The sequence below is a fragment of the Rhodococcus sp. ARC_M6 genome, from assembly GCF_022810305.1.
Lineage (GTDB): Bacteria > Actinomycetota > Actinomycetes > Mycobacteriales > Mycobacteriaceae > Rhodococcus_F.
The window spans coordinates 260930-281030 of the sequence record NZ_JALGQH010000002.1 but is presented as its reverse complement, the minus strand read 5'-3'; the positions used below and the strand labels follow the sequence as shown (position 1 = coordinate 281030).

General features: G+C 63.0%; 15 protein-coding genes. 5 read left to right on the top strand and 10 right to left on the bottom strand.

Translation table 11 applies throughout. The features are described 5' to 3' along the window. Nucleotides 1–106: 106 nt before the first annotated feature. Nucleotides 107–2044: a 1-deoxy-D-xylulose-5-phosphate synthase gene (gene dxs, locus MTX36_RS04210; RefSeq protein ID WP_243618484.1), complete on the top strand. Its 1938-nt coding sequence runs from the start codon at nucleotides 107–109 to the stop codon at nucleotides 2042–2044. Between the two features lie 17 nt (nucleotides 2045–2061). Here the strand turns inward: dxs and MTX36_RS04205 are convergent, their stop codons facing one another. From MTX36_RS04205 to MTX36_RS04165, 9 genes are all read right to left on the bottom strand, one after another. Further along, the gene (locus MTX36_RS04205) at nucleotides 2062–3504 is read right to left on the bottom strand and encodes a sugar porter family MFS transporter (protein ID WP_243618483.1); all 1443 of its coding nucleotides are present in this window, start codon (nucleotides 3502–3504) and stop codon (nucleotides 2062–2064) included. 154 nt (nucleotides 3505–3658) lie between these two features. Then, nucleotides 3659–4129, bottom strand: coding sequence for an SRPBCC family protein (locus MTX36_RS04200; protein WP_243618482.1), 471 nt, complete (start codon nucleotides 4127–4129; stop codon nucleotides 3659–3661). A gap of 41 nt (nucleotides 4130–4170) precedes the next feature. Next, the gene (locus MTX36_RS04195) at nucleotides 4171–5184 is read right to left on the bottom strand and encodes an iron-siderophore ABC transporter substrate-binding protein (RefSeq protein WP_243618481.1); all 1014 of its coding nucleotides are present in this window, start codon (nucleotides 5182–5184) and stop codon (nucleotides 4171–4173) included. Nucleotides 5185–5313: 129 nt separating this feature from the next. Continuing rightward, nucleotides 5314–6720: a beta-propeller fold lactonase family protein gene (locus tag MTX36_RS04190; protein ID WP_243618480.1), complete on the bottom strand. Its 1407-nt coding sequence runs from the start codon at nucleotides 6718–6720 to the stop codon at nucleotides 5314–5316. Between the two features lie 196 nt (nucleotides 6721–6916). Continuing rightward, complete coding sequence (locus MTX36_RS04185) at nucleotides 6917–9022, bottom strand: 3-hydroxyacyl-CoA dehydrogenase NAD-binding domain-containing protein (protein WP_243618479.1); 2106 nt, start codon at nucleotides 9020–9022, stop codon at nucleotides 6917–6919. Between the two features lie 3 nt (nucleotides 9023–9025). Further along, nucleotides 9026–10243, bottom strand: coding sequence for a thiolase family protein (locus MTX36_RS04180; protein ID WP_243618478.1), 1218 nt, complete (start codon nucleotides 10241–10243; stop codon nucleotides 9026–9028). Nucleotides 10244–10406: 163 nt separating this feature from the next. Further along, the gene (locus MTX36_RS04175) at nucleotides 10407–11696 is read right to left on the bottom strand and encodes a ribonuclease D (RefSeq protein WP_243618477.1); all 1290 of its coding nucleotides are present in this window, start codon (nucleotides 11694–11696) and stop codon (nucleotides 10407–10409) included. A gap of 11 nt (nucleotides 11697–11707) precedes the next feature. Next, on the bottom strand, nucleotides 11708–13162 hold the full coding sequence (locus MTX36_RS04170; RefSeq protein ID WP_243618476.1) for a wax ester/triacylglycerol synthase family O-acyltransferase: 1455 nt from the start codon (nucleotides 13160–13162) through the stop codon (nucleotides 11708–11710). A gap of 63 nt (nucleotides 13163–13225) precedes the next feature. Further along, nucleotides 13226–13816, bottom strand: coding sequence for a DUF3000 domain-containing protein (locus tag MTX36_RS04165; protein WP_094272597.1), 591 nt, complete (start codon nucleotides 13814–13816; stop codon nucleotides 13226–13228). Between the two features lie 203 nt (nucleotides 13817–14019). On the opposite strand from MTX36_RS04165, the gene hemE reads away from it, so the two are divergent. Genes hemE through MTX36_RS04145 form a run of 4 tightly spaced genes read left to right on the top strand, consistent with a single transcriptional unit; the run spans nucleotide 14020 to nucleotide 19487 of the window. Beyond that, nucleotides 14020–15117 (top strand): uroporphyrinogen decarboxylase, encoded by a 1098-nt coding sequence (gene hemE, locus MTX36_RS04160; protein WP_243618475.1) that lies wholly within the window; start codon nucleotides 14020–14022, stop codon nucleotides 15115–15117. Further along, on the top strand, nucleotides 15114–16466 hold the full coding sequence (locus tag MTX36_RS04155) for a protoporphyrinogen oxidase (RefSeq protein ID WP_243618474.1): 1353 nt from the start codon (nucleotides 15114–15116) through the stop codon (nucleotides 16464–16466). The genes hemE and MTX36_RS04155 overlap by 4 nt, the downstream gene beginning before the upstream one ends. A gap of 4 nt (nucleotides 16467–16470) precedes the next feature. Further along, nucleotides 16471–17166, top strand: coding sequence for a hydrogen peroxide-dependent heme synthase (gene hemQ, locus MTX36_RS04150; RefSeq protein ID WP_243618473.1), 696 nt, complete (start codon nucleotides 16471–16473; stop codon nucleotides 17164–17166). 11 nt (nucleotides 17167–17177) lie between these two features. Beyond that, nucleotides 17178–19487: a molybdopterin guanine dinucleotide-containing S/N-oxide reductase gene (locus MTX36_RS04145; protein WP_308198188.1), complete on the top strand. Its 2310-nt coding sequence runs from the start codon at nucleotides 17178–17180 to the stop codon at nucleotides 19485–19487. Here the strand turns inward: MTX36_RS04145 and MTX36_RS04140 are convergent. Beyond that, complete coding sequence (locus MTX36_RS04140; RefSeq protein ID WP_243618472.1) at nucleotides 19477–20091, bottom strand: dihydrofolate reductase family protein; 615 nt, start codon at nucleotides 20089–20091, stop codon at nucleotides 19477–19479. The two genes, MTX36_RS04145 and MTX36_RS04140, sit on opposite strands and share 11 nt — an antisense overlap. Nucleotides 20092–20101 lie beyond the last annotated feature (10 nt).

Sequence of the window (20101 nt, the reverse complement as noted above, 5' to 3'; positions counted from 1 at the left end):
GTCCGCGTGTCGGTTCGACGCAACGCTCCGTAGACTGACAGCACTGTCGCACAGACAGCCGCGGCGCGCACCGGTGCAGCTGTGAAGCACGGAGGGAGCGATCTCGTTGGGTGTTCTTGCCCGCATTCAGGGTCCTGACGATCTACGTCAGTTGAGCCATGCCGAGGTATCGGAGTTGGCCGACGAGATTCGTGAGTTCCTGGTGCAGAAGGTCGCGGCCACGGGTGGTCACCTCGGCCCCAACCTCGGAGTCGTCGAATTGACGATCGCGCTGCATCGTATTTTCGACTCGCCGCAGGATCCGATCATCTTCGACACCGGGCATCAGGCGTATGTCCACAAGATCCTCACCGGTCGCAAAGATCAGTTCGACACCTTGCGCAAGCAGGGCGGACTGTCGGGTTACCCGTGCCGGGCCGAGAGTGAACACGACTGGGTCGAGTCCTCCCACGCGTCGGCAGCATTGTCGTACGCCGACGGCCTGGCCAAGGCCTTTGCGCTGACCGGCCAGAACCGCCACGTCGTTGCCGTCGTCGGCGACGGTGCGCTTACCGGTGGAATGTGTTGGGAAGCCCTCAACAACATTGCGGCCGGTAAAGACCGTTCCGTGGTGATCGTCGTCAACGACAACGGTCGCTCGTACGCGCCCACCATCGGCGGCCTCGCCGATCACCTCTCCGCCCTGCGCACCGCACCGAGTTACGAGCGTGCGCTCGACAATGGTCGCCGGATGGTCAAGAAACTTCCGTGGGTCGGACGCACCGCGTACTCCGTACTTCACGGCCTGAAGGCCGGTCTCAAGGACGCTGTCAGCCCCCAGGTCATGTTCACCGACCTCGGCATCAAATACCTCGGCCCCGTCGACGGACACGACGAGGTCGCGATGGAATCCGCACTGCGCCGCGCCAAGGCGTACGGCGGTCCGGTGATCGTGCACGCGGTTACCCGTAAGGGCAACGGCTACGCACATGCCGAGAACGACGTCGCGGATCAGATGCACGCCACGGGCGTCATCGACCCCGTCACCGGTCGCTCCGACAAGACCCCGGTACTCGACTGGACGTCGGTATTCTCCGATGAGTTGATCGCCCAAGCGTCGCGCCGTGACGACATCGTGGCGATCACCGCGGCAATGGCCGGCCCGACCGGTCTGGCTGCGTTTGCCGACAAGTTCCCGGACCGCATGTTCGACGTGGGCATAGCCGAGCAGCATGCAATGACCTCTGCCGCCGGCCTTGCGCTCGGCGGTTTGCATCCGGTCGTCGCGATCTATGCAACGTTCCTCAACCGCGCCTTCGATCAATTGTTGATGGATGTCGCGCTGCTCAAACAACCCGTCACGGTGGTTCTGGATCGCGCCGGTGTCACGGGCGTCGACGGTGCCAGTCACAACGGAGTCTGGGATCTGTCGTTGCTCGGAATCATCCCCGGCATTCGCGTCGCCGCACCGCGTGACGCGGACACTCTCCGCGAGGAACTCGACGAGGCACTTCTTGTCGATGACGGCCCGACCGTCGTACGGTTCCCGAAGGGTGCTGTCCCCGAGGCAATTCCGGCGGTAAAGCGTCTTGACGGCATGGTCGACGTGCTGCGTGCCAGCGAGGGGGAGCACGGCGACGTTCTCCTTGTCGCGGTGGGCCCGTTTGCAGCATTGGGGCTCGAGATCGCCGAGGGCCTCGACAAGCAGGGCATCTCGGTTGCCGTCGTGGATCCGCGTTGGGTGCTCCCGGTGTCGGATGCGTTGGTGAAGTTGGCCGACAAGTACGCACTGGTTGTCACTCTCGAAGACGGCGGAGTACACGGCGGTATCGGTTCGACGGTGTCTGCGGCTTTGCGCGCTGCGGGAGTTCACACGTCGTGCCGCGACCTGGGTGTACCGCAGCAGTTCCTTGATCATGCGTCGCGTGAGGCTATTCACAAGGAACTGGGCCTGACGGCGCAGGATCTCTCGCGCAAGATCACGGGTTGGGTTGCGGGCATGGGTGGTTCGGTTGTTCAGGTTCAGGCCGATGCACAGGCGCAGGGCGAAGTCGCGCAGGGCTGAACCTGATGGATCGACTCTTACTGCACTGATTCGAGGGTGCTGCCGCGCGTCTCCTTCACGAATTTCAGCACCACGAACAGCGACAGCAATGCCATGACGGCATAGCCGCCGTAGGTGAGAGACAGATTCCAGTCGGCCAGCGACGGGAACGTCCACGAGACGAAGAAGTTGGCGACCCAGTTGGCGGCGGTGGCGATTCCGACTGCGGCGGCGCGGACTCGGTTGGGGAACATCTCGGAGATGAGGACCCAGACCACCGGTCCCCAGGAGAGTGCGAAGAAGAAGACAAACGCGTTTGCGCCGATCAGGGCGATCGTGGCGTTGGCGCCGCTGAGGGTGGCAACGGATTCACCGATTTCATTCTTGGTCACTGTTGCCGAATGGAAACAGGCTGCTGCCGTCCCGAGTGAGATCGCCATACCCGCAGAACCGACCAGCAACAACGGTTTACGTCCGACGCGGTCGATGACGGCGATGGCGACGAAGGTGCCGACGATGTTGACCAGCGCACTGACGACGCTGATCAGGAGTGAGCGATCGGGGCCGAAGCCGACGGCCTGCCAGAGAGTGCTGGAGTAGTAGAAGATCACGTTGATGCCGACCAGTTGTTGCAGCGCTGCCAACGCGATACCGACCCAGACCAGCTTGGATACTCCGAGCGGCTTCGAAAAGAGCTCACGCACAGTAGTTTTGGCTTGTTTGAGCTTGAGGGAATCCCGAATTTCGTCCATGCGCGCGGTGACGGCGTCGTGATCGCCGCCTTCGAGGTCGGAGATGATCTTCCGGGCGCGGTCGTCGTTACCCTGAGCGACGAGGTAGCGGGGAGACTCGGGGATCGTCGTGGTCATGACGAGATAGAGCAGGGCGGGGACGGCTTCGAGCATCAGCATCCACTGCCACGCTTCGAGGCCGGCAATCTGATTGCGAGCGCCACCGGCCGCTGCTTGGAGTGCGTAGTTCACCAACTGGGACACGGCAATTCCCAGCACGATTGCCAATTGGTACATGGAACCGAGGCGCCCTCGGATCGCTGCGGGTGAGATTTCAGCAATGTAGGCCGGTGCGATCACCGATGCAAAACCGACAGCCACGCCGCCGACAATGCGCCAGAAGGTGAGGTCGTAGACGCTGAACGGTATTGCCGATCCGACGGCGCCGACAACAAACAGGACGGCGGCGATCTGCATGACGCGGATCCGGCCGAGGCGATCAGCGAGCGACCCTGCCATCCAGGCGCCCACGGCGGCACCGAGAAGTGTCAGAGAGACGGTGAGACCGGTTGCACCGGCCCCAATGTCGTATTTGTCGCGGATCGCTCCGACTGCCCCGTTGATAACGGCGGTGTCGTACCCGAAGAGAAAACCGCCGAGCGCAGCAGCGCCGGCAAAGAGAACTGCATGTCCGACGTCGGCGCGTGTTACCCCGGTTCCGCCGCTGTCTGCCGTACCGCTGAATGCCATGCCTGCCCCCTTCGGGCCAAGTGAGCGACGCGCTGACGCGCCGATCCTCCAGTGAGCGTCGATCTATCAGTGAACACTGTGGACGCTACGCGCTGTGTGTCCGATTCGGCGGCTACTCGGAAGTCGTTATCGGGCTGAGTTGTTCACCGGCAGGTCAGGCTGACGCGATTCGTTCGGCCTTGGCAGCAAAATCGTCGAGGTCCTTGGCCATCATCTTTCGGGTGACCCGTAGTCCGAGGCGTCCGAACACCGCGCCGAGGATCTTGGCCGCCATCGAGGTGGACGTGGATACGCCGGCAAAGTTCATGGTCAGCAGCGTGCCGTCGGTGTCAGGCTCGAGCGTGAATCCGGACGTGTAGTCCATTCCGTTCGAATGCGCCTTGACGACTGTGCGAGTGGGCGCTTCCACTTCGGTAACCCACATTTCCTCGGAAGCTTCCTTGCCCATCATCTTTCGGGTCTCACGCCACCTGGTTCCGACGCCGTACCCCTCGCCGGCGAGCCGTTCGATACGGGTGACGCCGGCGAGAGTGTCCACGGCACCGTCGAGGTCGGTGACAACCTTCCAGACGGTGTCGATGGGTGCGTTGACGTGCTTGGTCACTGAGACCGACAGTTCAGACATGCGCTGAGCATAGAACCGGGGACCGACAGCGGTGGTGTTCTTTAGCCGACGCGGTTCGCAGCCTCCGTCAGTGCGGGGGTGATCTGGCCCAGAACCCACGGGACGCTCAGAACGTTGACGTTGCTCAAGCCTCCGATCACCTTGGTGTCGCTGAGAAAGACCGTCGATCCACGCTTCACCGCGTCGAGTCCGCCGACGGCGGGAATGCTCGACGGGTCACCGGACCCATCGGTGAAACCGACGATCACGTCGGCGTCGATGTCGGCGATGTTCTCGTACGAAATGGTCTTGAAGAACGTTCCACCGGCGTTGTCGGCCGCCAATTTTTCGACACCAGGTGCGTTGACGAATCCGAGTTCCGTCAAGACCTGCACACGGGGATCGGTGGGCAGATAGACATTGATGTTGCTGGCATCGGTGTCGAAATTGACGACGGCAATTGTCTTGCCCGCGTATTCGGGGTGAGCAGAAGCGGTTTCGGCGAGCGTCGTACCCAAATCGTCGACAAGCTTGTCGGCTTCGGAACTCTTGCCGACAGCCTTACCGACAATCCGTGTCTGGTCCTGCCAGGACGTCTGCCACGCTGCTCCCGGGTAGGCGGCAGTGGGTGCGATCTTGCTCAGTTGGTCGTAGACGGACTTCTCGAATCCCTCGTACGGCGCGAGGATGACGTCCGGGGTCAGGGAGGCGACGATTTCGACGGGCGGTTCACCGCTGGCCGACATGTCGAAGAGTGTGGTCTTGTCGGCGTCGAAATACTCCTGAGCCCAGGGCATGACGCCGTTGTCGTCGGCACCGTAGGTGTACTTGGGCTGCCCGACGGGGGTGAGTCCGAGTGCGTAGAGGATGTCCTGAGCGTTCCAGCCGAGCGTCACCAATCGCTCGGGCTGTGACTCGATGGTTGTGGTCCCGAAGACGTTCTCGATACTGACGGGAAATCCGTCCGCACTTGTCGACGCTGTCGAGGATTCCGAATCGGAGGAGCAGGACACGAGCGCTGCGGCGGTGATGGCAGCCAGTCCCAGTGCGGCCAATCCACGAAGAGAAGATTTCATGCAGGGAAGCCTAACCTATTTTCGACGCTCCGAAAATTCGGACTTCGATCGCGATGACAGGCGCCGATGGACCCTCGCCCGATCCCGGGGCGAGGGTCAATCGGTTTGATCGGTGGAGGTGTGCGTGTGTCAGGAGCCGAAGGTGCCGAAGTTTTCCAGGGATCCGAGTGATCCGGAGGAGGTCGGGGCGTCAGCGATCTCGAGGGTCACCGGAAGCGTTACGGGCTCGCCGATGTTGTTGGTTGCCGTGATGGTGAATTCGAATCGTCCACTGGTAGTGGGTGTTCCGGTCAAGATGCCGGCCGGGCTGAGAGTGAGCTCGGTGGGAAGTGTGCTGTTGGGGGCGACGGTCACTGTCGGTGCGGGTCGCCCGATGATAGTGAATGCGTAGTCGTAGGGCTGGCCGACGACGGCGGGGGGTGGGTTTCCGGTGAGGGTGGGTGCTTGCTCGATCTTGATGACGGACACGGTGTCGTCGCCCATGTTGGCGATGTAGGCGTGGTTTCCGTCAGGGGTGATCGCTACACCGGTCGGGCCCCGGCCGACGGTGAGGGCGTTGATGACGGTGTTGGTGGTGGTGTCGATGACGGACACTGTCTGGCCGCCGTACTGGTAATTGCTGTTGGTGACGTAGGCGCGTTGTCCGTCGGGGGTGATTGCCACCTTGTTCGGATTGTTGAAGGTGTTGGCGGTGTCTGTCACGGTCGTGACGGTGTTGTCGCTGATCTTGACGACGGACACGGTGCTGCTGTTGTAGTTGGCGACGTAGGCGTACTTCCCGTCGGGGGTGATCGCGATCCCGATCGGAGTGGTACCGACAGGGACGGTGCCGATGACGGTGTTGGCGGGGACGCCGAGGGCGTTGAGCGCAGTGTCGATGACGGACGCCGTTCCGTTGCCGTTAGTGACGTAGACGCGTTGTCCGTCGGGTGTGATCGCCACATCACGCGGCGCGTAGATGGTGTCGGTGACGGTGGCGATGACCGCTGGGGGGTCGGTGGTGGTGTTTATGACGGACACCGTGCTGCTGCCCACGTTGGCGACGTAGGCGTACTTCCCGTCGGGGGTGATCGCTATCCCGTTCGGGTTCGTGCCGACTGGGACGTTGGCAGTGACTGTGTTGGGGGCGTCGCCGAGGGCGGTGTCGATGACGGATACGGTGTCTCTGCCCCATTGGTTGGTGACGTAGACGTGTTTTCCGTCGGGGGTGATCGCCACAGTGCTCGGCTGATTGATGTCGGTGCCGGTGACGGTGGCGATGACGTCGTTGTTGCTGGTGTCGATGACGGACAACGTGTTTCCGCCGTAGTTGGTGACGTAGGCGTACTGCCCGTTGGGGGTGATCGCCACCCCGAACGCCGCCGTGCCGGTGACGTTGACCGTGCCGACATCGATTGGAGGTGTGAGGACGGTGTCGGCGGACGCGGCGCCCACTGCGGTCCCCAAGGTAACGGCGACAGTGAGGGCCGCGGCGCCGAATACTGCGGCGGTTCGAGACCGTCGTGAGAGTGGATGCAGCCGATGGTGAACAGTCACAGGTATATGCCCTTTCGGGTTATCCGCACGCTGTTGAGGGTGCGCAGCAGCGACAGGACCGTTGCCACCACCGATGAACATAATGGACAATTGGCTAAAATGGTCGGTTATGTCCATTTTGCATCCCTGGATATGGCGACGCACCCGGCTTGCCGAAGCAAACCGGGTGCGAAGTTCCTGCAGGTAAAACAGCTGTTTAGACGCTGGCAACACCAGGCGCGAGGAAGCGCTTGCCGTTGACGGCCTCCGAGGTGCCGGTTCGATCCAGGTACGGCGTGATGCCGCCGTTCCAGAAGCCGAAGCCGCCACCGAGGAGCAGACAGAGGTCGATGTCCTCGGCTGCTGCGACTACACCTTCGTCGAGCATGATCGAGATTTCCTCGGCCATGGCGCGGCGCGTGCGATCGAGCACCTCTTCCGAAGTGGAGGCCTTGTCGCCCTGAGGCCACAGTGCTGCAACCTCGGGGTCGACGGTCTGGCCGTTCTCGCCCCAGGTCCAGACGCCGGGCTTGCGAGCCTCGACCAGAGCTTCGAGGCCGGGGCTGGATTTGAACCGCTCCGGGTACGACGCCTGCAGGGTCTCGCCGGTGTGCAGTGCGACTGCGGGTCCGACGAGAGCGAGGAGCATGAACGGCGACATCGGCATGCCCAGTTCGGCGATGGCGTTGTCGGCGACGTCGAAGGGGGTGCCTTCGTCGACGGCGGACATGACCTCACCGAGGGTGCGGGTGACGAGGCGGTTGAAGACGAAGCCGGCCTTGTCGCCGCATAGGACAGCCGACTTCTTCAGTGACTTCGCGGTCGCGAAAGCTGTTGCGAGCGTAGCGTTGTCGGTCTTCTCGCCCTTGATGATCTCGAGGAGCGGGAGAACTGCAACCGGGTTGAAGAAGTGGAAGCCCACAACGCGCTCGGGATGAGCGAGACCTTCAGCCATCTCCGTGATGGAGAGCGAAGACGTGTTGGTCGCGAGGATGGTCTCGGGAGCGATGAACTGCTCGAGTTCCGCGAAGACCTTCTTCTTGACATCCATGTTCTCGAAGACGGCTTCGATGACGAAGTCGGTCTTCGAGAATGCAGCCTTGTCGAGCGAGCCGGACACGAGTGCCTTGAGGCGGTTCGCGGCGTCGGGGGACAGACGTCCCTTGCCCTGGAGCTTGTCGATTTCGGTGTGGACGTAGCCGACACCCTTGTCGATGCGCTCCTGATCGATATCGGTCAAGATGACCGGCACCTTGAGCTGGCGGACGAACAGCAGCGCGAGCTGGCTGGCCATCAGACCGGCGCCGACGATGCCGACGCCGTTGACCTTGCGGGCCAGCGAACGATCGGGAGCCCCGGCGGGGCGCTTGGCGCGCTTGTTCACCAGGTCGAAGGCATACAGGCCGGCGCGGAGTTCGTCGGTCAGAAGAAGCTCGGCGAGAGCCTCGTCCTCGGCCGCGAAGCCCTTGTCCAGGGACGCTGGATCGGTGATGTCAGTGGTGCGAGCCAATTCGAGCAGCTCGACGGACTTCACCGCGCCGGGAGCGTTGCCCTTGGTCTTGCCGTCGACAATCGCCTTCGCGCGGGCGATGGCGTCGTCCCAGCCCTCGCCGCGATCGATCTCGGGGCGAACGGGAGTGATGGTTCCGGCGAGAACCTGAGCGGCCCACGCAAGAGACTGCTCGATGAAATCGGCGGAATCGAGAACGATATCGACGACGCCGAGCTCGAGTGCCTTCTTCGGGGAGAGCACTTTGTTTTGGTTCAACGAGTTCTCGATGACCACCGTGACAGCGTTCGCGGGGCCGACGAGGTTGGGGAGCAATTGTGTTCCGCCCCAACCGGGTACGAGGCCGAGGAAGGCTTCGGGCAGGCCGAGAGCGCCCGCATTTGCGGCAACGGTGCGGTAGTGGCTGTGCAGGCCCACTTCGAGACCGCCGCCCAGAGCCACGCCGTTGATGAAGGCGAAGGTAGGAACGGAGGATTCACGAAGGCGTCGGAATACCTTGTGGCCCAAGCGTCCCAGTTCGAGACCCTGTTCACGCGAGGTGATCGCCGGAACTCCCTTGAGGTCTGCGCCGGCAGCGAAGATGAACGGCTTGCCGGTGACGGCGATGGCAACCGGGTTGGCTGCGAACGCTTCGTCGAGGGCAGCGTCGAATGCTGCGAGTCCGCCGGGACCGAAGGACGACGGCTTGGTGTGATCGAACCCGTTGTCCAGGGTGATCAACGCGAACGGACCCTCGATGCCGGGGACCGAGATGATCTTGGTGTACGCGTTCGTCACGACCTCGTCGGCGAATGCTGTTGCAATATCAGACATTACTTAGACTCCTGCCTGGTAATCAGCGTGGTTCGGGTTCTCCCAGATGACGGTGCCACCCATGCCGAGACCGATGCACATGGTGGTCAAGCCGTAACGCACGTCGGGACGCGTCGCGAACTGGCGCGAGAGCTGCGTCATCAGACGCACACCTGTCGAAGCGAGCGGGTGGCCGCACGCGATGGCGCCGCCCCACTGGTTGACGCGCGGGTCGTCGTCGGCGATTCCGTAGTGCTCGAGGAACGCGAGGACCTGAACGGCGAACGCCTCGTTGATCTCGAAGAGTCCGATGTCTTCGATCTTCAGACCGGTGCGAGCGAGAAGCTTCTCGGTGGCCGGAACCGGGCCGATGCCCATGACTGCGGGGTCGACGCCCTGGTAGGCGAAGCCGACCATACGCATGCCGACAGGCAGGCCGAGCTCTGCGGCGGTGTCTTCACCGGCGAGCAGTGCTGCGGTGGCGCCGTCGTTGAGCCCGGCGGCGTTACCGGCGGTGATGCGGCCGGCGGGACGGAACGGAGCCTTGAGCTTCGCAAGATCTTCGACGGTCGTACCGGGACGCGGCGGCTCGTCTTCGGTGGCGAGGCCCCAGCCGGTGGCGCTGCGGGTGGCGACAGGTACCAGGGTGTCGGCGAGGAAGCCGGCCTTCTTGGCTGCGTCGTACTTGTTCTGGCTGTTTACGGCGTACGCGTCGGTACGTTCCTTGGTGATGGTGGGGAACCGGTCGTGCAGGTTCTCGGCGGTGTTACCCATCACGAGGGCGCTCGGGTCGACCAGGCGGTCGGCGAGGAAACGCGGGTTGGGGTCTGCGCCCTCACCCATCGGGTGGTGGCCCATGTGCTCGACGCCACCGGCGACGACGACGTCGTACTGGCCGAAGCCGATGCCCGACGCGGTGGTGGTCACGGCAGTCATTGCGCCGGCACACATGCGGTCGATGGCAAATCCGGGGACCGACTCGGGCAGGCCCGCGAGAATCGCGGCGGTGCGGCCGATGGTCAGACCCTGGTCACCGGTTTGGGTGGTGGCTGCAATCGCTACTTCGTCGATCCGCGCTGGATCCAGCTGCGGGTTGCGGCGAAGAAGTTCGCGGATGGCTTTGACGACGAGGTCGTCGGCACGCGTCTCGGCGTACATGCCCTTGGGGCCTGCTTTGCCGAACGGGGTGCGAATGCCGTCGACAAAGACGACGTTGCGTTGGTTGTGTGTGGATGGAGCCACGCGAATTCCTCCTGATGGAGATGCCCACCACGCGTAAAGCGGGTGAGACTTACGGTTCGGCGATCACGGCCAAGCGTCCGGCCTTGCAACAAGCGTACTACTGCCCGTTACTGGCCGGTAACTTAACGTGTCGAATTGCTCCACCGCCGACGCGCGCCCCACCTCAGGATTCTGCTGCGACCTCTTCCGGTTCGCTCGGAACCACGGAGTTCAGCGCTTCGGCGAGGACGGGAACAGTCAAAGTGCGTTGCCAGTCTCGTGCGCCACCAGAAGTGAGTTTTGTCTCGACTGCGTCCGTGGCGACGTCGATATCGGAACCGGGTTCCAGCTTCCAGTCCCAGCACAAGCGTCGTACCAGGTCCGGTTGCAGCAAGTTTTCGACGGGAACGGAAACTTCGGCACTGATGTCCGACAAAGCGGCGCGGGCCGCAGTCAGTCGATCGGCAGCCGCGGGATCCTGACGAGCCCAACGTCCGGCGGCAGGCGGGCCGACGATCGCGGGAGTCTTGGACGGAAGTTCGCTCTCGGGCAGAGCCCGCGCTGACTCCAAGGCGTCCATCCAGATTCGTGAATAGCGTCGCTGCCGCGGACCGCCGAAGACGGGAAGCGAACGCAATGCGTCCATCGATCGGGGATCCTTGAGTGCGGCGTCGATAATTGCCGAATCCGGAAGCACACGACTGGGGGACACGTCGCGCTTACGGGCAAGATTTTCTCGGGCTTGCCAGAGCGCGCGCACCGCAGCCAGTTGCCGCGTGGTCTTGAGAGACGTGATGTGCGACGTCCGACGCCAGCGATCCGGCTTCGGCTTCGGCGGGCCGGCCAGGCGGATGTACTCGAATTCCTCTTTCGCCCACTCGAGTTTTCCTTGCGAGCGCAGTTCCTCTTCCATCGCGTCGCGAAGTTCGAGCAGTACCTCGACATCAAGAGCCGCATAGTTGAGCCACGGCGCCGGCAACGGGCGGGTGGACCAATCGGCGGCGCCGTGCCCCTTGCGCAGTTCCACGCGCAGGGTGCGTTCGACGATCGCGGCCAGACCGACTCGTTCGAATCCGGCGAGTCGGCCTGCCAATTCGGTGTCGAAAAGAACGGCTGGATACAGGCCCAGTTCGGCGAGTCCGGGAAGGTCCTGATCGGCGGAATGCAGTACCCACTCCAGCGGATTGATCGCTTCTGCCAGAGGTGCCATGTCCCCTGCAATGGGGATCGGATCGATCAGGAACGATCCTGCACCCGCGCGGCGAAGCTGAATCAGGTACGCCCGTGCCGAATACCGGAAGCCTGATGCCCGCTCGGCATCGACAGCCAACGGTCCGGTTCCTGCTGCCAGCGCCGCTGCGGCGTCGGCGAGTCCCGCAGCGGTGGCGATGACGTCCGGCACACCGTCGCGCGGTACCAGCAAGGGTTCTACATCGGAGGTGGGCTCGGCTGCATCATCGGTGACTTCGGACATGATCAATGACTCTACGTCGCAGAGGGCAGGGTAGTTACGTCCCGTTCCCCGTCGTGTTGCTCGCCTTGATCGTCAGGCTCCGTTACGGGGTCTGCCTCGAAGAGTTCGTCGAGCGCCGTGCCGAATCCCTGCGCGAGCTCGTGCAATTGGGGCGCCAGATCGGTGCAACTGACAATTCCCACGTCGAGATTGCCGTCGAGCGACATGACCGTCACGTTGAGTCCCGCGCCGTGAAAGATGGGACCCAGCGGGAACATTCCCTTGATCTGCGCGCCCAGGAAGTACAGCGGAACCGGCGGCCCGGGAACATTGGAGACCACCAGGTTCGACACGACGGGGTGACGCTCAGCGAGCTTGAGGGACGAGTAGACGCGCATTGCCGCGCCGAAGACTGCGGGTGATGCGAACTGTGACCAGTCCTGAAGCATGTTGGCGCCCAACGCCTCATTGTGATTCTTCGAGGTCACGTTGTAGTCACTGATGGCGAGGAGGCGCTCGACGGGGTCTGCGACCTGGGTGCTGAGCTGTGTGAACATGCCCGAGATCTGGTTGGTGCCGGCCCGGTCCGACTTGCCGTGAACGGACACCGGAACCATCGCGACCAGCGGATCGGTCGGAAGTTCGTCGCGGCTTTCGAGATAGCTCCGCAACGCACCGGCGCAGAGTGCCAGCACTACGTCGTTGACTTTGACGCCGTATCGGTCCTTGACCGCCTTGACCTTTGCAAGGTCGAGTTGGGCGAAAGCTACGTTGCGGTGTCCGGTGATCGCTCCGTTGAACGATGTTCGCGGGGCAGTGAACGGCGCCGGCATGGCCTCGCCCTTGCGGGCACGCGTCACCCATTTGGGGAGCATGGCGATGCCGCCGGGAACGAGTCGGGCGATGCGAGCAGGCCGAGCGATCACGGCGAGCAAGCCTCCGACGGCGATATCGAGAGTGCTCGCATCACCGGCACTCTTGGCCGTCGTGTCCACCAAAGACTGGGAATCCGGTTCCAAACTGCACAGTTGCGCCAGAAGGTTTGCGCCGGTGATGCCGTCAGCGGCACTGTGATGAATCTTCGACATGACAGCAACACGGCCGTCGGCGAGTCCTTCGATGACCCACATCTCCCACAGCGGCCGAGAGCGATCCAGCGGTTGACTGGCAATGTGTCCGGCGAGTTCCGCCAATTCGTCATGGCCGCCGGGAGCGGGAACCGACGTGCGATGGCAATGGCGTTCGATGTCGAAATCATGATCGTCGACCCACACCGGGTAGTCGAGGTTGAGTCGCGAATCTTTCAGCTTGCGCCGAAATGTCGGCATCCCTGCCATTCGGGCGTCCAACTCGCCCAGGAGGGTCCGATAGTCGTATCCGCCGGGAATTGTCGACGGGTCCAGTACGACTAGGCCACAGACGTGGAGGAGTTGTGTCGAGGTTTCCAAGTAGAGGAAGGTTGCGTCGAGTCCGCTGAGACGTTGCATCTACCCACTTTAGAACGGGTTCTAGTCGAGATTATGGAGAATGCCCAAACGCGGCAGTTGGTCTCAGTCATTCTTCCGCGACAATGTGGTTATCCCCGTGGGAGGCAAACCCGCGGCATACGCCAGCACTTCGCAGAACGCCTCCACGTGGTGTGACAATTCTGTCGACGTTGCGGTCCACGAGGCTCGAAGCTCCAATTGATGCGCTCGCGGCGGCCCGGCGATATCGCCGTAGCGGACCGACGTCGTTGCAGTCACTGTGCCGCCAAGCGCCACATAGGGTTCCGATCCTGCTTCGAGGGCGTCCACCAGCCAACTCCACGCAACCTCGGGAAGTAGTGGATCGGAGGCGAGGGACTCGTCGAGATCGGCCTGGATGTAGGCCACCAGGCGCATCGTCCCGTTCCAGGCTTCATCGCCGTCCGGATCGAACAGCAGGATGAGTCGGCCAAACGCGTCGCCTTCGGACTGCTCCGAAATCGTGTCCGATTCGGGATGAAGTACCTCGGCGCCGACGGCGTGGCTGTACGGGGCGAGTCGCTGCGGCGGACGGATAGGCCCGACTTCGATTTCTGGCCGGACCTGCGCCGAAGCCATTGCGGCAATTGCGGCACGAAACTCGGCCGGGTCGGCGGTCGATCCGGAAGTCGTCACAGGTCAGGACGTTAGTCGCGTAAATCGCTGTCGACGTGGAGGCGCGCCGACCGAGTGTGAGGTGGCTCGCGATGAGGCACGGACAAACTCAACAGTCGGTATGTGTCGGGGCTCACTAAAGATGACGTGGCCTTCACTCTGCGACGAACATGGCAGCATTGAGGTCGGTCGAAGACACACGTTGGCGGAGAGCGCGAGGATTGATGAGCGGGTTGGACAACTTGAATTCAGGCACCATCGGGTCGGCGGAGTACAGCGCCCGGCGAGTACTTCCGGAAGCACCGTTGTTGGCTGCGGCCACCGGCCGGACTCCGAGTCGGCGTCCGGTGTGGTTCATGCGCCAGGCCGGCCGTTCTCTTCCGGAGTACCGAAAGATTCGTGCCGGAGTCGGAATGTTGGAATCGTGCTTCGATCCGGCATTGGTTTGTGAGATCACGATGCAACCCGTCCGTCGTCATGACGTCGACGCAGCAATCCTGTTCTCCGACATCGTGGTCCCGCTGAAGGCCGCGGGTATCGATCTCGACATCGTTGCCGGAGTCGGCCCCGTGGTGGCCAATCCCGTGCGTTCGGTCGCCGATGTCGCTGCATTGCCGCGATTGGTACCGGAAGAGGTCGGCGCAATCTCGCAGGCCGTGCGACTACTCACCGCAGAGTTGGGTTCGGTGCCGTTGATCGGCTTCGCCGGCGCGCCCTTCACTTTGGCGTCGTATCTGGTCGAGGGTGGTCCCAGCCGGAACCACGAGAAGACCAAGGCGCTCATGCTCTCGGATCCCACGACGTGGCATCAGCTGCTCGGAAAGATCGCAGACGTCACCATCTGCTTCCTACAGGCGCAGCTTCATGCCGGCGTCGACGCAGTGCAGTTGTTCGACTCCTGGGCAGGTGCACTGTCGTTGGCCGAGTATCGCGAATTTGTGCTGCCGCATTCCGAGCGAGTGTTGGCCGAGGTAGCCGGCGCCGGAGTGCCGCGGATCCACTTCGGAGTGGGGACGGGCGAACTGCTGGGCGCAATGGGTGAAGCCGGGGCCGACGTCGTCGGAGTCGACTGGCGCATTCCGCTCGACGTTGCCGCGACGCGTGTCGGTCCGGGCAAGGCTTTGCAGGGCAACCTTGATCCGGCGGTGCTGTTTGCCGGTCCCGACGCGATCAACCGTGAGGTCAGGCGCATTGCCGCTGAAGGCGATCGCGCGATCGAAGCCGGTGCCATCGGACATATCTTCAACCTCGGACATGGTGTTCTCCCGGACACCGATCCCGCGGCGATCACGGCGGCGGTGGAGCTGGTGCATTCGCTGTGAGCGTTTCGGTGGCGGTGATCGGTGGCGGAATCTCCGGGCTGGTTGCCGCCTACCGGCTTCGCTGCAGTCTCGGCCCTGACGCGGACATCTCGATTGTCGAGACCAGTTCGCGTCTGGGCGGCAAGCTGCGCACGGTCGATCTTGGTAGTGGCCCGGTAGACATCGGTGCCGAAGCGTTCATTGCGCGTCGGCCCGAAGTCCCCGCGCTGTTGGCTGAGCTCGGGCTGTCGGATCAGATCGTGTATCCGGCGGGGTTGAGTCCGCTGATCTGGTCGCAGGGGTCATTGCATCGCCTTCCGGCCGGAACGTTGATGGGTATCCCGGCTGGTGGGGACGCGGTCGCGGGACTTGTTTCTTCGGACACGCTGTCCCGGATCTCCGCCGAGCGGTCCGTCCCGTTTCATTGGGAATGCGGCTCGGATTGCAGTGTCGCCCACTTGGTCTCGGAGAGATTCGGCGATCAGGTGGTGCGGCGCAGCGTGGATCCATTGCTGGGTGGGGTGTACTCGGGATTGGCTGAAACCATCGGCGTCCGCGCTGCCTTGCCCACCCTTGCTGCAGCCCTCGACGCCGGCGCCACGAGCCTTTCCGACGCCGTCGCAGCGGCTTTGCCGACGCCGGCGCCCGGGCCGGTTTTCGGGGCCTTGAAGGACGGTTACGGGGTTCTGCTCGACGCGTTGCTCGGCGCATCCGGTGCGAAGGTGATCACTGCGGCGGCGTCCGGTCTGCGCCGCGAGGGCACACGATGGTTTGTCGACCCGATCGGAACTGTTGACGCCGTAATTTTGGCGGTGCCGGCGCCGGCGGCGGCTGCGCTCTTGGCCGACGTAGCGCCCGTGGCCGCGCGAACCGCTGAAGAGATCCGACTCGCGTCGTCGGCCGTCGTGGCACTGCGGTTCGCTGGTGACATCGACTTACCGCAGAATTCCGGGATCCTGGTTGCGACCGATGCCGACCTCACGGCCAAAGCCTTCACCCTGTCCAGTCGCAAGTGGACGCACCTGGCGCAGCGCGGCGATCACCTGGTGCGGGCGTCGTTCGGCCGGTTCGGCGCAGCCGAGATCGTGGAGAGTTCTGATGCGGAACTGATCGCGCTCGCACGCGAAGATCTATCGACAGTGACGGGAATCACTGACGAGCCGACTGTGGCATTTGTTCAGCGGTGGCACGGCGGACTTCCTCAGTACGCCCCAGGTCACACGGCGATGGTCGCTGAAATCGAGCATGGCGTGGCGGAACTCGCAGGCGTAGAAGTGGCAGGTTCCTGGCTCCACGGCGTCGGAGTGCCGGCGTGTGTTGCGGTCGCACAGACGGCGGCTGCACGGATCTGCGAAGGGGTGGCACCATAGAGCCATGGCACGCCTTGATTTCGACAAACTGAACTCTGAAATTCGTTACCTCATGTTCTCCGTGTTCCAGGTGGAACCCGGTGTGCTGGGCGATGATCGGGAAGCTGCGGTCAAGGACGCTCGCTTGTTCTTCGAGGGTCTCGAAGACAAGGGCGTCGAAGTTCGCGGTATCTACGACATCGCCGGGATGCGCGCCGACGCGGACTTCATGATCTGGACCCACGCGGCCAGCATCGAACAGTTGCAGGCTGCGTATTCGGACTTCCGTCGCACCACGGCGCTGGGCAAGATCAGTGCTCCGGTGTGGAGTAACTCGGCGGTTCACCGTCCGGCCGAGTTCAACAAGAGCCACGTCCCGGCATTCATCGCGGGCGAGGATCCGGGCGACTACATCTGCGTCTACCCGTTTGTGCGTTCGCTCGAGTGGTACCTGCTTCCCGACGAGGATCGTCGCAAGATGCTCGCCGATCACGGCATGGCTGCGCGTGCGTACAAGGATGTCCGCGCCAACACGGTGCCGGCCTTTGCACTCGGCGACTACGAGTGGATTCTTGCGTTCGAGGCACCGGAACTGATCCGTATCGTCGATCTCATGCGTGACCTGCGTGCCACCGAGGCTCGTCTGCACGTGCGTGAAGAAGTTCCGTTCTTCACCGGACCTCGCGTCGACATCGAGAAGCTGGTCCTCTCGCTTCCCTGAAAGTAGCTTCTGTGACCTCCGCACCGAACCGGCGATATCAGCACACGTCTCATTGGGGCATGTTCACCGCCGAATCAGTGGCCGGCGAAGTAACCGCTGTGCATCCGTACGAGGGCGATTCCGATCCCTCGCCGATGCTGGGTAACTTCGCCGGTTCGGTGCGCAGTCGGAGCCGTGTGACTGGTCCGGCAGTGCGCCGGGGGTGGCTCGAGAACGGCCCGGGTCCCACCGAACGTCGGGGATCCGACGAGTTCGTCTCGGTGTCATGGGAACAACTGACCGAACTGCTCTCACGCGAATTGCGCCGGGTGGTCGATACCCATGGCAACAATGCGATCTTCGGTGGCTCGTACGGCTGGGCCAGCGCCGGTCGATTCCATCACGCGCAGAGCCAAGTTCACCGATTTTTGAATCTACTCGGCGGTTACACCAAGTCGGTCCACAGCTACTCGCTCGGCGCGACGGGTGTCATCATGCCCCACGTAGTCGGCACCCACAGCCAGTTGTTCGAGCGCTCCACGTCATGGGACGTCATCGCGGAACACTCCGACCTGCTGGTCTGCTTCGGCGGAGTTCCGATCAAGAACACCGGCGTCAATGCCGGTGGTAGCAGCGATCATCCGACGAGCGGTGCACTGAATTCGTTCCGCGACCGCGGCGGCAAGATCGTCTCGTTCAGTCCGCTGCGCGACGATCTCGACGGCGAATGTGACTGGATCGCACCGATTCCCGGGACCGACGTCGCGATCATGCTGGCGTTGGCCTACGTGCTCGCGTCGGAAGGTCTTCACGATCGTGCCTTCGTGAATCGGTACTGCGTCGGCTACGAACGCTTCGAGGATTACCTGCTCGGACGCTCCGACGGCATCCCGAAGGATTCGCTGTGGGCACAGGAGATTTCGGGAGTGCCGGCTGCCACGATCGTGAGTCTGGCTCGGCGGATGGCGTCCGGCCGCACATTGGTGTCGGTCACGTGGTCGTTGCAACGCATCAAACACGGTGAACAAGCCCCGTGGATGGGCATCACTCTCGCGGCGATGCTCGGTCAGATCGGGCTTCCCGGAGGCGGTTTCGGACACGGATACGGTTCGATGAACGAACCGGGCATGGCTCCGGTCCGGTACCCATTGCCCACGTTTCCACAGGGGCGCAACCCTGTCGCCGACTTCATCCCCGTCGCCGCAATCTCCGACTTATTGCTCTCACCGGGTGAGGAATTCGACTACGACGGCCGACGCCTCACCTATCCCGATATCCGACTGGTGTATTGGGCGGGCGGAAATCCGTTCCACCATCACCAGGAATTGTCGCGACTGCGACGCGCATTCGCCAGACCCGACACCATCGTCGTTCACGAGCCGTACTGGACTCCGATGGCCAAGAATGCCGACATCGTGGTGCCGTCGACGACGTCCCTCGAGCGAAACGATCTCAGCTGCACGAGAAATGATGCGCTGCTGGTCGCGATGCATCAGGTAGTTCCGCCGTTTGCGGACTCCCGCGATGACTACGAGACCTTTGCGGCGCTCGCCGACGCGCTCGGTTTCGGTGAGGAGTTCACCGAAGGGCGATCGTCGCAGCAATGGATCGAGCATCTCTACAGTCAGTGGCAACCCGCGGTGGATGCCGACGGCGGAAACACCCCGTCGTTCGAGGATTTCTGGGCCGATGGTCACTATCGGATGCGTACCCAGGACAGCTTGATTTTGTTCGGTGAGTTCCGGGATGACCCCGACAAGAATCCGCTCGGGACTCCCAGCGGGAAGATCGAGATCTTCTCCGAGACCATCGATTCATTCGGCTACGACGACTGCCACGGCCACCCTCGTTGGTACGAACCCGAAGAGTGGTTAAACGGTTCACGCGCGGAGCAGTTTCCGCTCCACCTCATCGCCAACCAGCCCAAGACCCGGCTGCACGGTCAACTCGATCACGGCGCCGTAAGTCAGGCGTCGAAGATTTCCGGTCGTGAACCGATTCGTCTGCACCCCGATGTGGCCGCCGAACGGGGTCTGGTCGCGCGCGATGTCGTGCGAGTATTCAATGACCGCGGTTCATGTCTGGCGGGTGTTGTGATTGATTCGGGGATGCATCCCGACGTCGTTCAGCTTTCCACCGGAGCTTGGTACGACCCTCTGGACCCGGCCGATCCCGACGCAATGTGTGTGCATGGAAACCCGAATGTTCTGACGCCGGATGTCGGAACATCCTCGCTGTCCCACGGCTGTACCGGCCAGCATGTGCTGGTGCAGATCGAGAAGTTCGACGGGGAACTTCCGCCTATCCGCGCGTTCGATCCTCCGGTCCTGCTTAGGAGCTGACCGACATGTCACCGACGCCGGGCGTCCCGTCGGCGAGCATGTAGCGGTGGCGCACCGCACCCTTCGGTGAGGTGACGGCAGGCTCCATGAGTCGCAGGTTCGTCGGAACTACCCCGTCGGCGAAGACCTTCTTCCCGCTGCCGAGGAGGATCGGATACACCCAGAGGGTGAGTCGATCGAAGAGTCGCTTGGCGAACAGGGTTTGAACGAAGTCGAGACTGCCGATGACATGGGTGTTCGCGTGCCGCTCGCGTAGTTCGCGGACAGCGGTGACGGTATCGCGATCAAGCAGTGTGGACTCGGCCCATTCGAGGGGCCAGCTCTGGCGCGAAGCCACGTATTTCGGGATGGTGTTGAACCGCTGTGAGATGTCGCCCTCCGCGTGCGGCCAGTAGGCGGCGAAGATGTCGTAGGTCCGACGGCCGAGCAGCAGTGCGTCCATTCCCGCCATACCGGACTCGACCTGCTCACCGACGACCTCGTCGATGAGAGGTGCCTGCCAGCCGCCGAACGCGAACCCGCCGGCGGTGTCCTCGTCCGGACCGCCCGGTGCCTGCGCGACGCCGTCGAGTGTGGTGAACAGGTCGATGTGGATGAGTCCCATGCCAAGCTCC

What these genes read in the sequence shown, in the direction of transcription:
- MTX36_RS04205 (WP_243618483.1), bottom strand. Translation starts at nt 3,504, where the DNA reads ATGGCATTCAGCGGTACGGCAGACAGCGGCGGAACCGGGGTAACACGC.
- MTX36_RS04200 (WP_243618482.1), bottom strand. Translation starts at nt 4,129, where the DNA reads ATGTCTGAACTGTCGGTCTCAGTGACCAAGCACGTCAACGCACCCATC.
- MTX36_RS04195 (WP_243618481.1), bottom strand. Translation starts at nt 5,184, where the DNA reads ATGAAATCTTCTCTTCGTGGATTGGCCGCACTGGGACTGGCTGCCATC.
- MTX36_RS04185 (WP_243618479.1), bottom strand. Translation starts at nt 9,022, where the DNA reads ATGTCTGATATTGCAACAGCATTCGCCGACGAGGTCGTGACGAACGCG.
- MTX36_RS04175 (WP_243618477.1), bottom strand. Translation starts at nt 11,696, where the DNA reads ATGTCCGAAGTCACCGATGATGCAGCCGAGCCCACCTCCGATGTAGAA.
- MTX36_RS04170 (WP_243618476.1), bottom strand. Translation starts at nt 13,162, where the DNA reads ATGCAACGTCTCAGCGGACTCGACGCAACCTTCCTCTACTTGGAAACC.
- hemE (WP_243618475.1), top strand. Translation starts at nt 14,020, where the DNA reads ATGAGCGGGTTGGACAACTTGAATTCAGGCACCATCGGGTCGGCGGAG.
- hemQ (WP_243618473.1), top strand. Translation starts at nt 16,471, where the DNA reads ATGGCACGCCTTGATTTCGACAAACTGAACTCTGAAATTCGTTACCTC.
- MTX36_RS04140 (WP_243618472.1), bottom strand. Translation starts at nt 20,091, where the DNA reads ATGGGACTCATCCACATCGACCTGTTCACCACACTCGACGGCGTCGCG.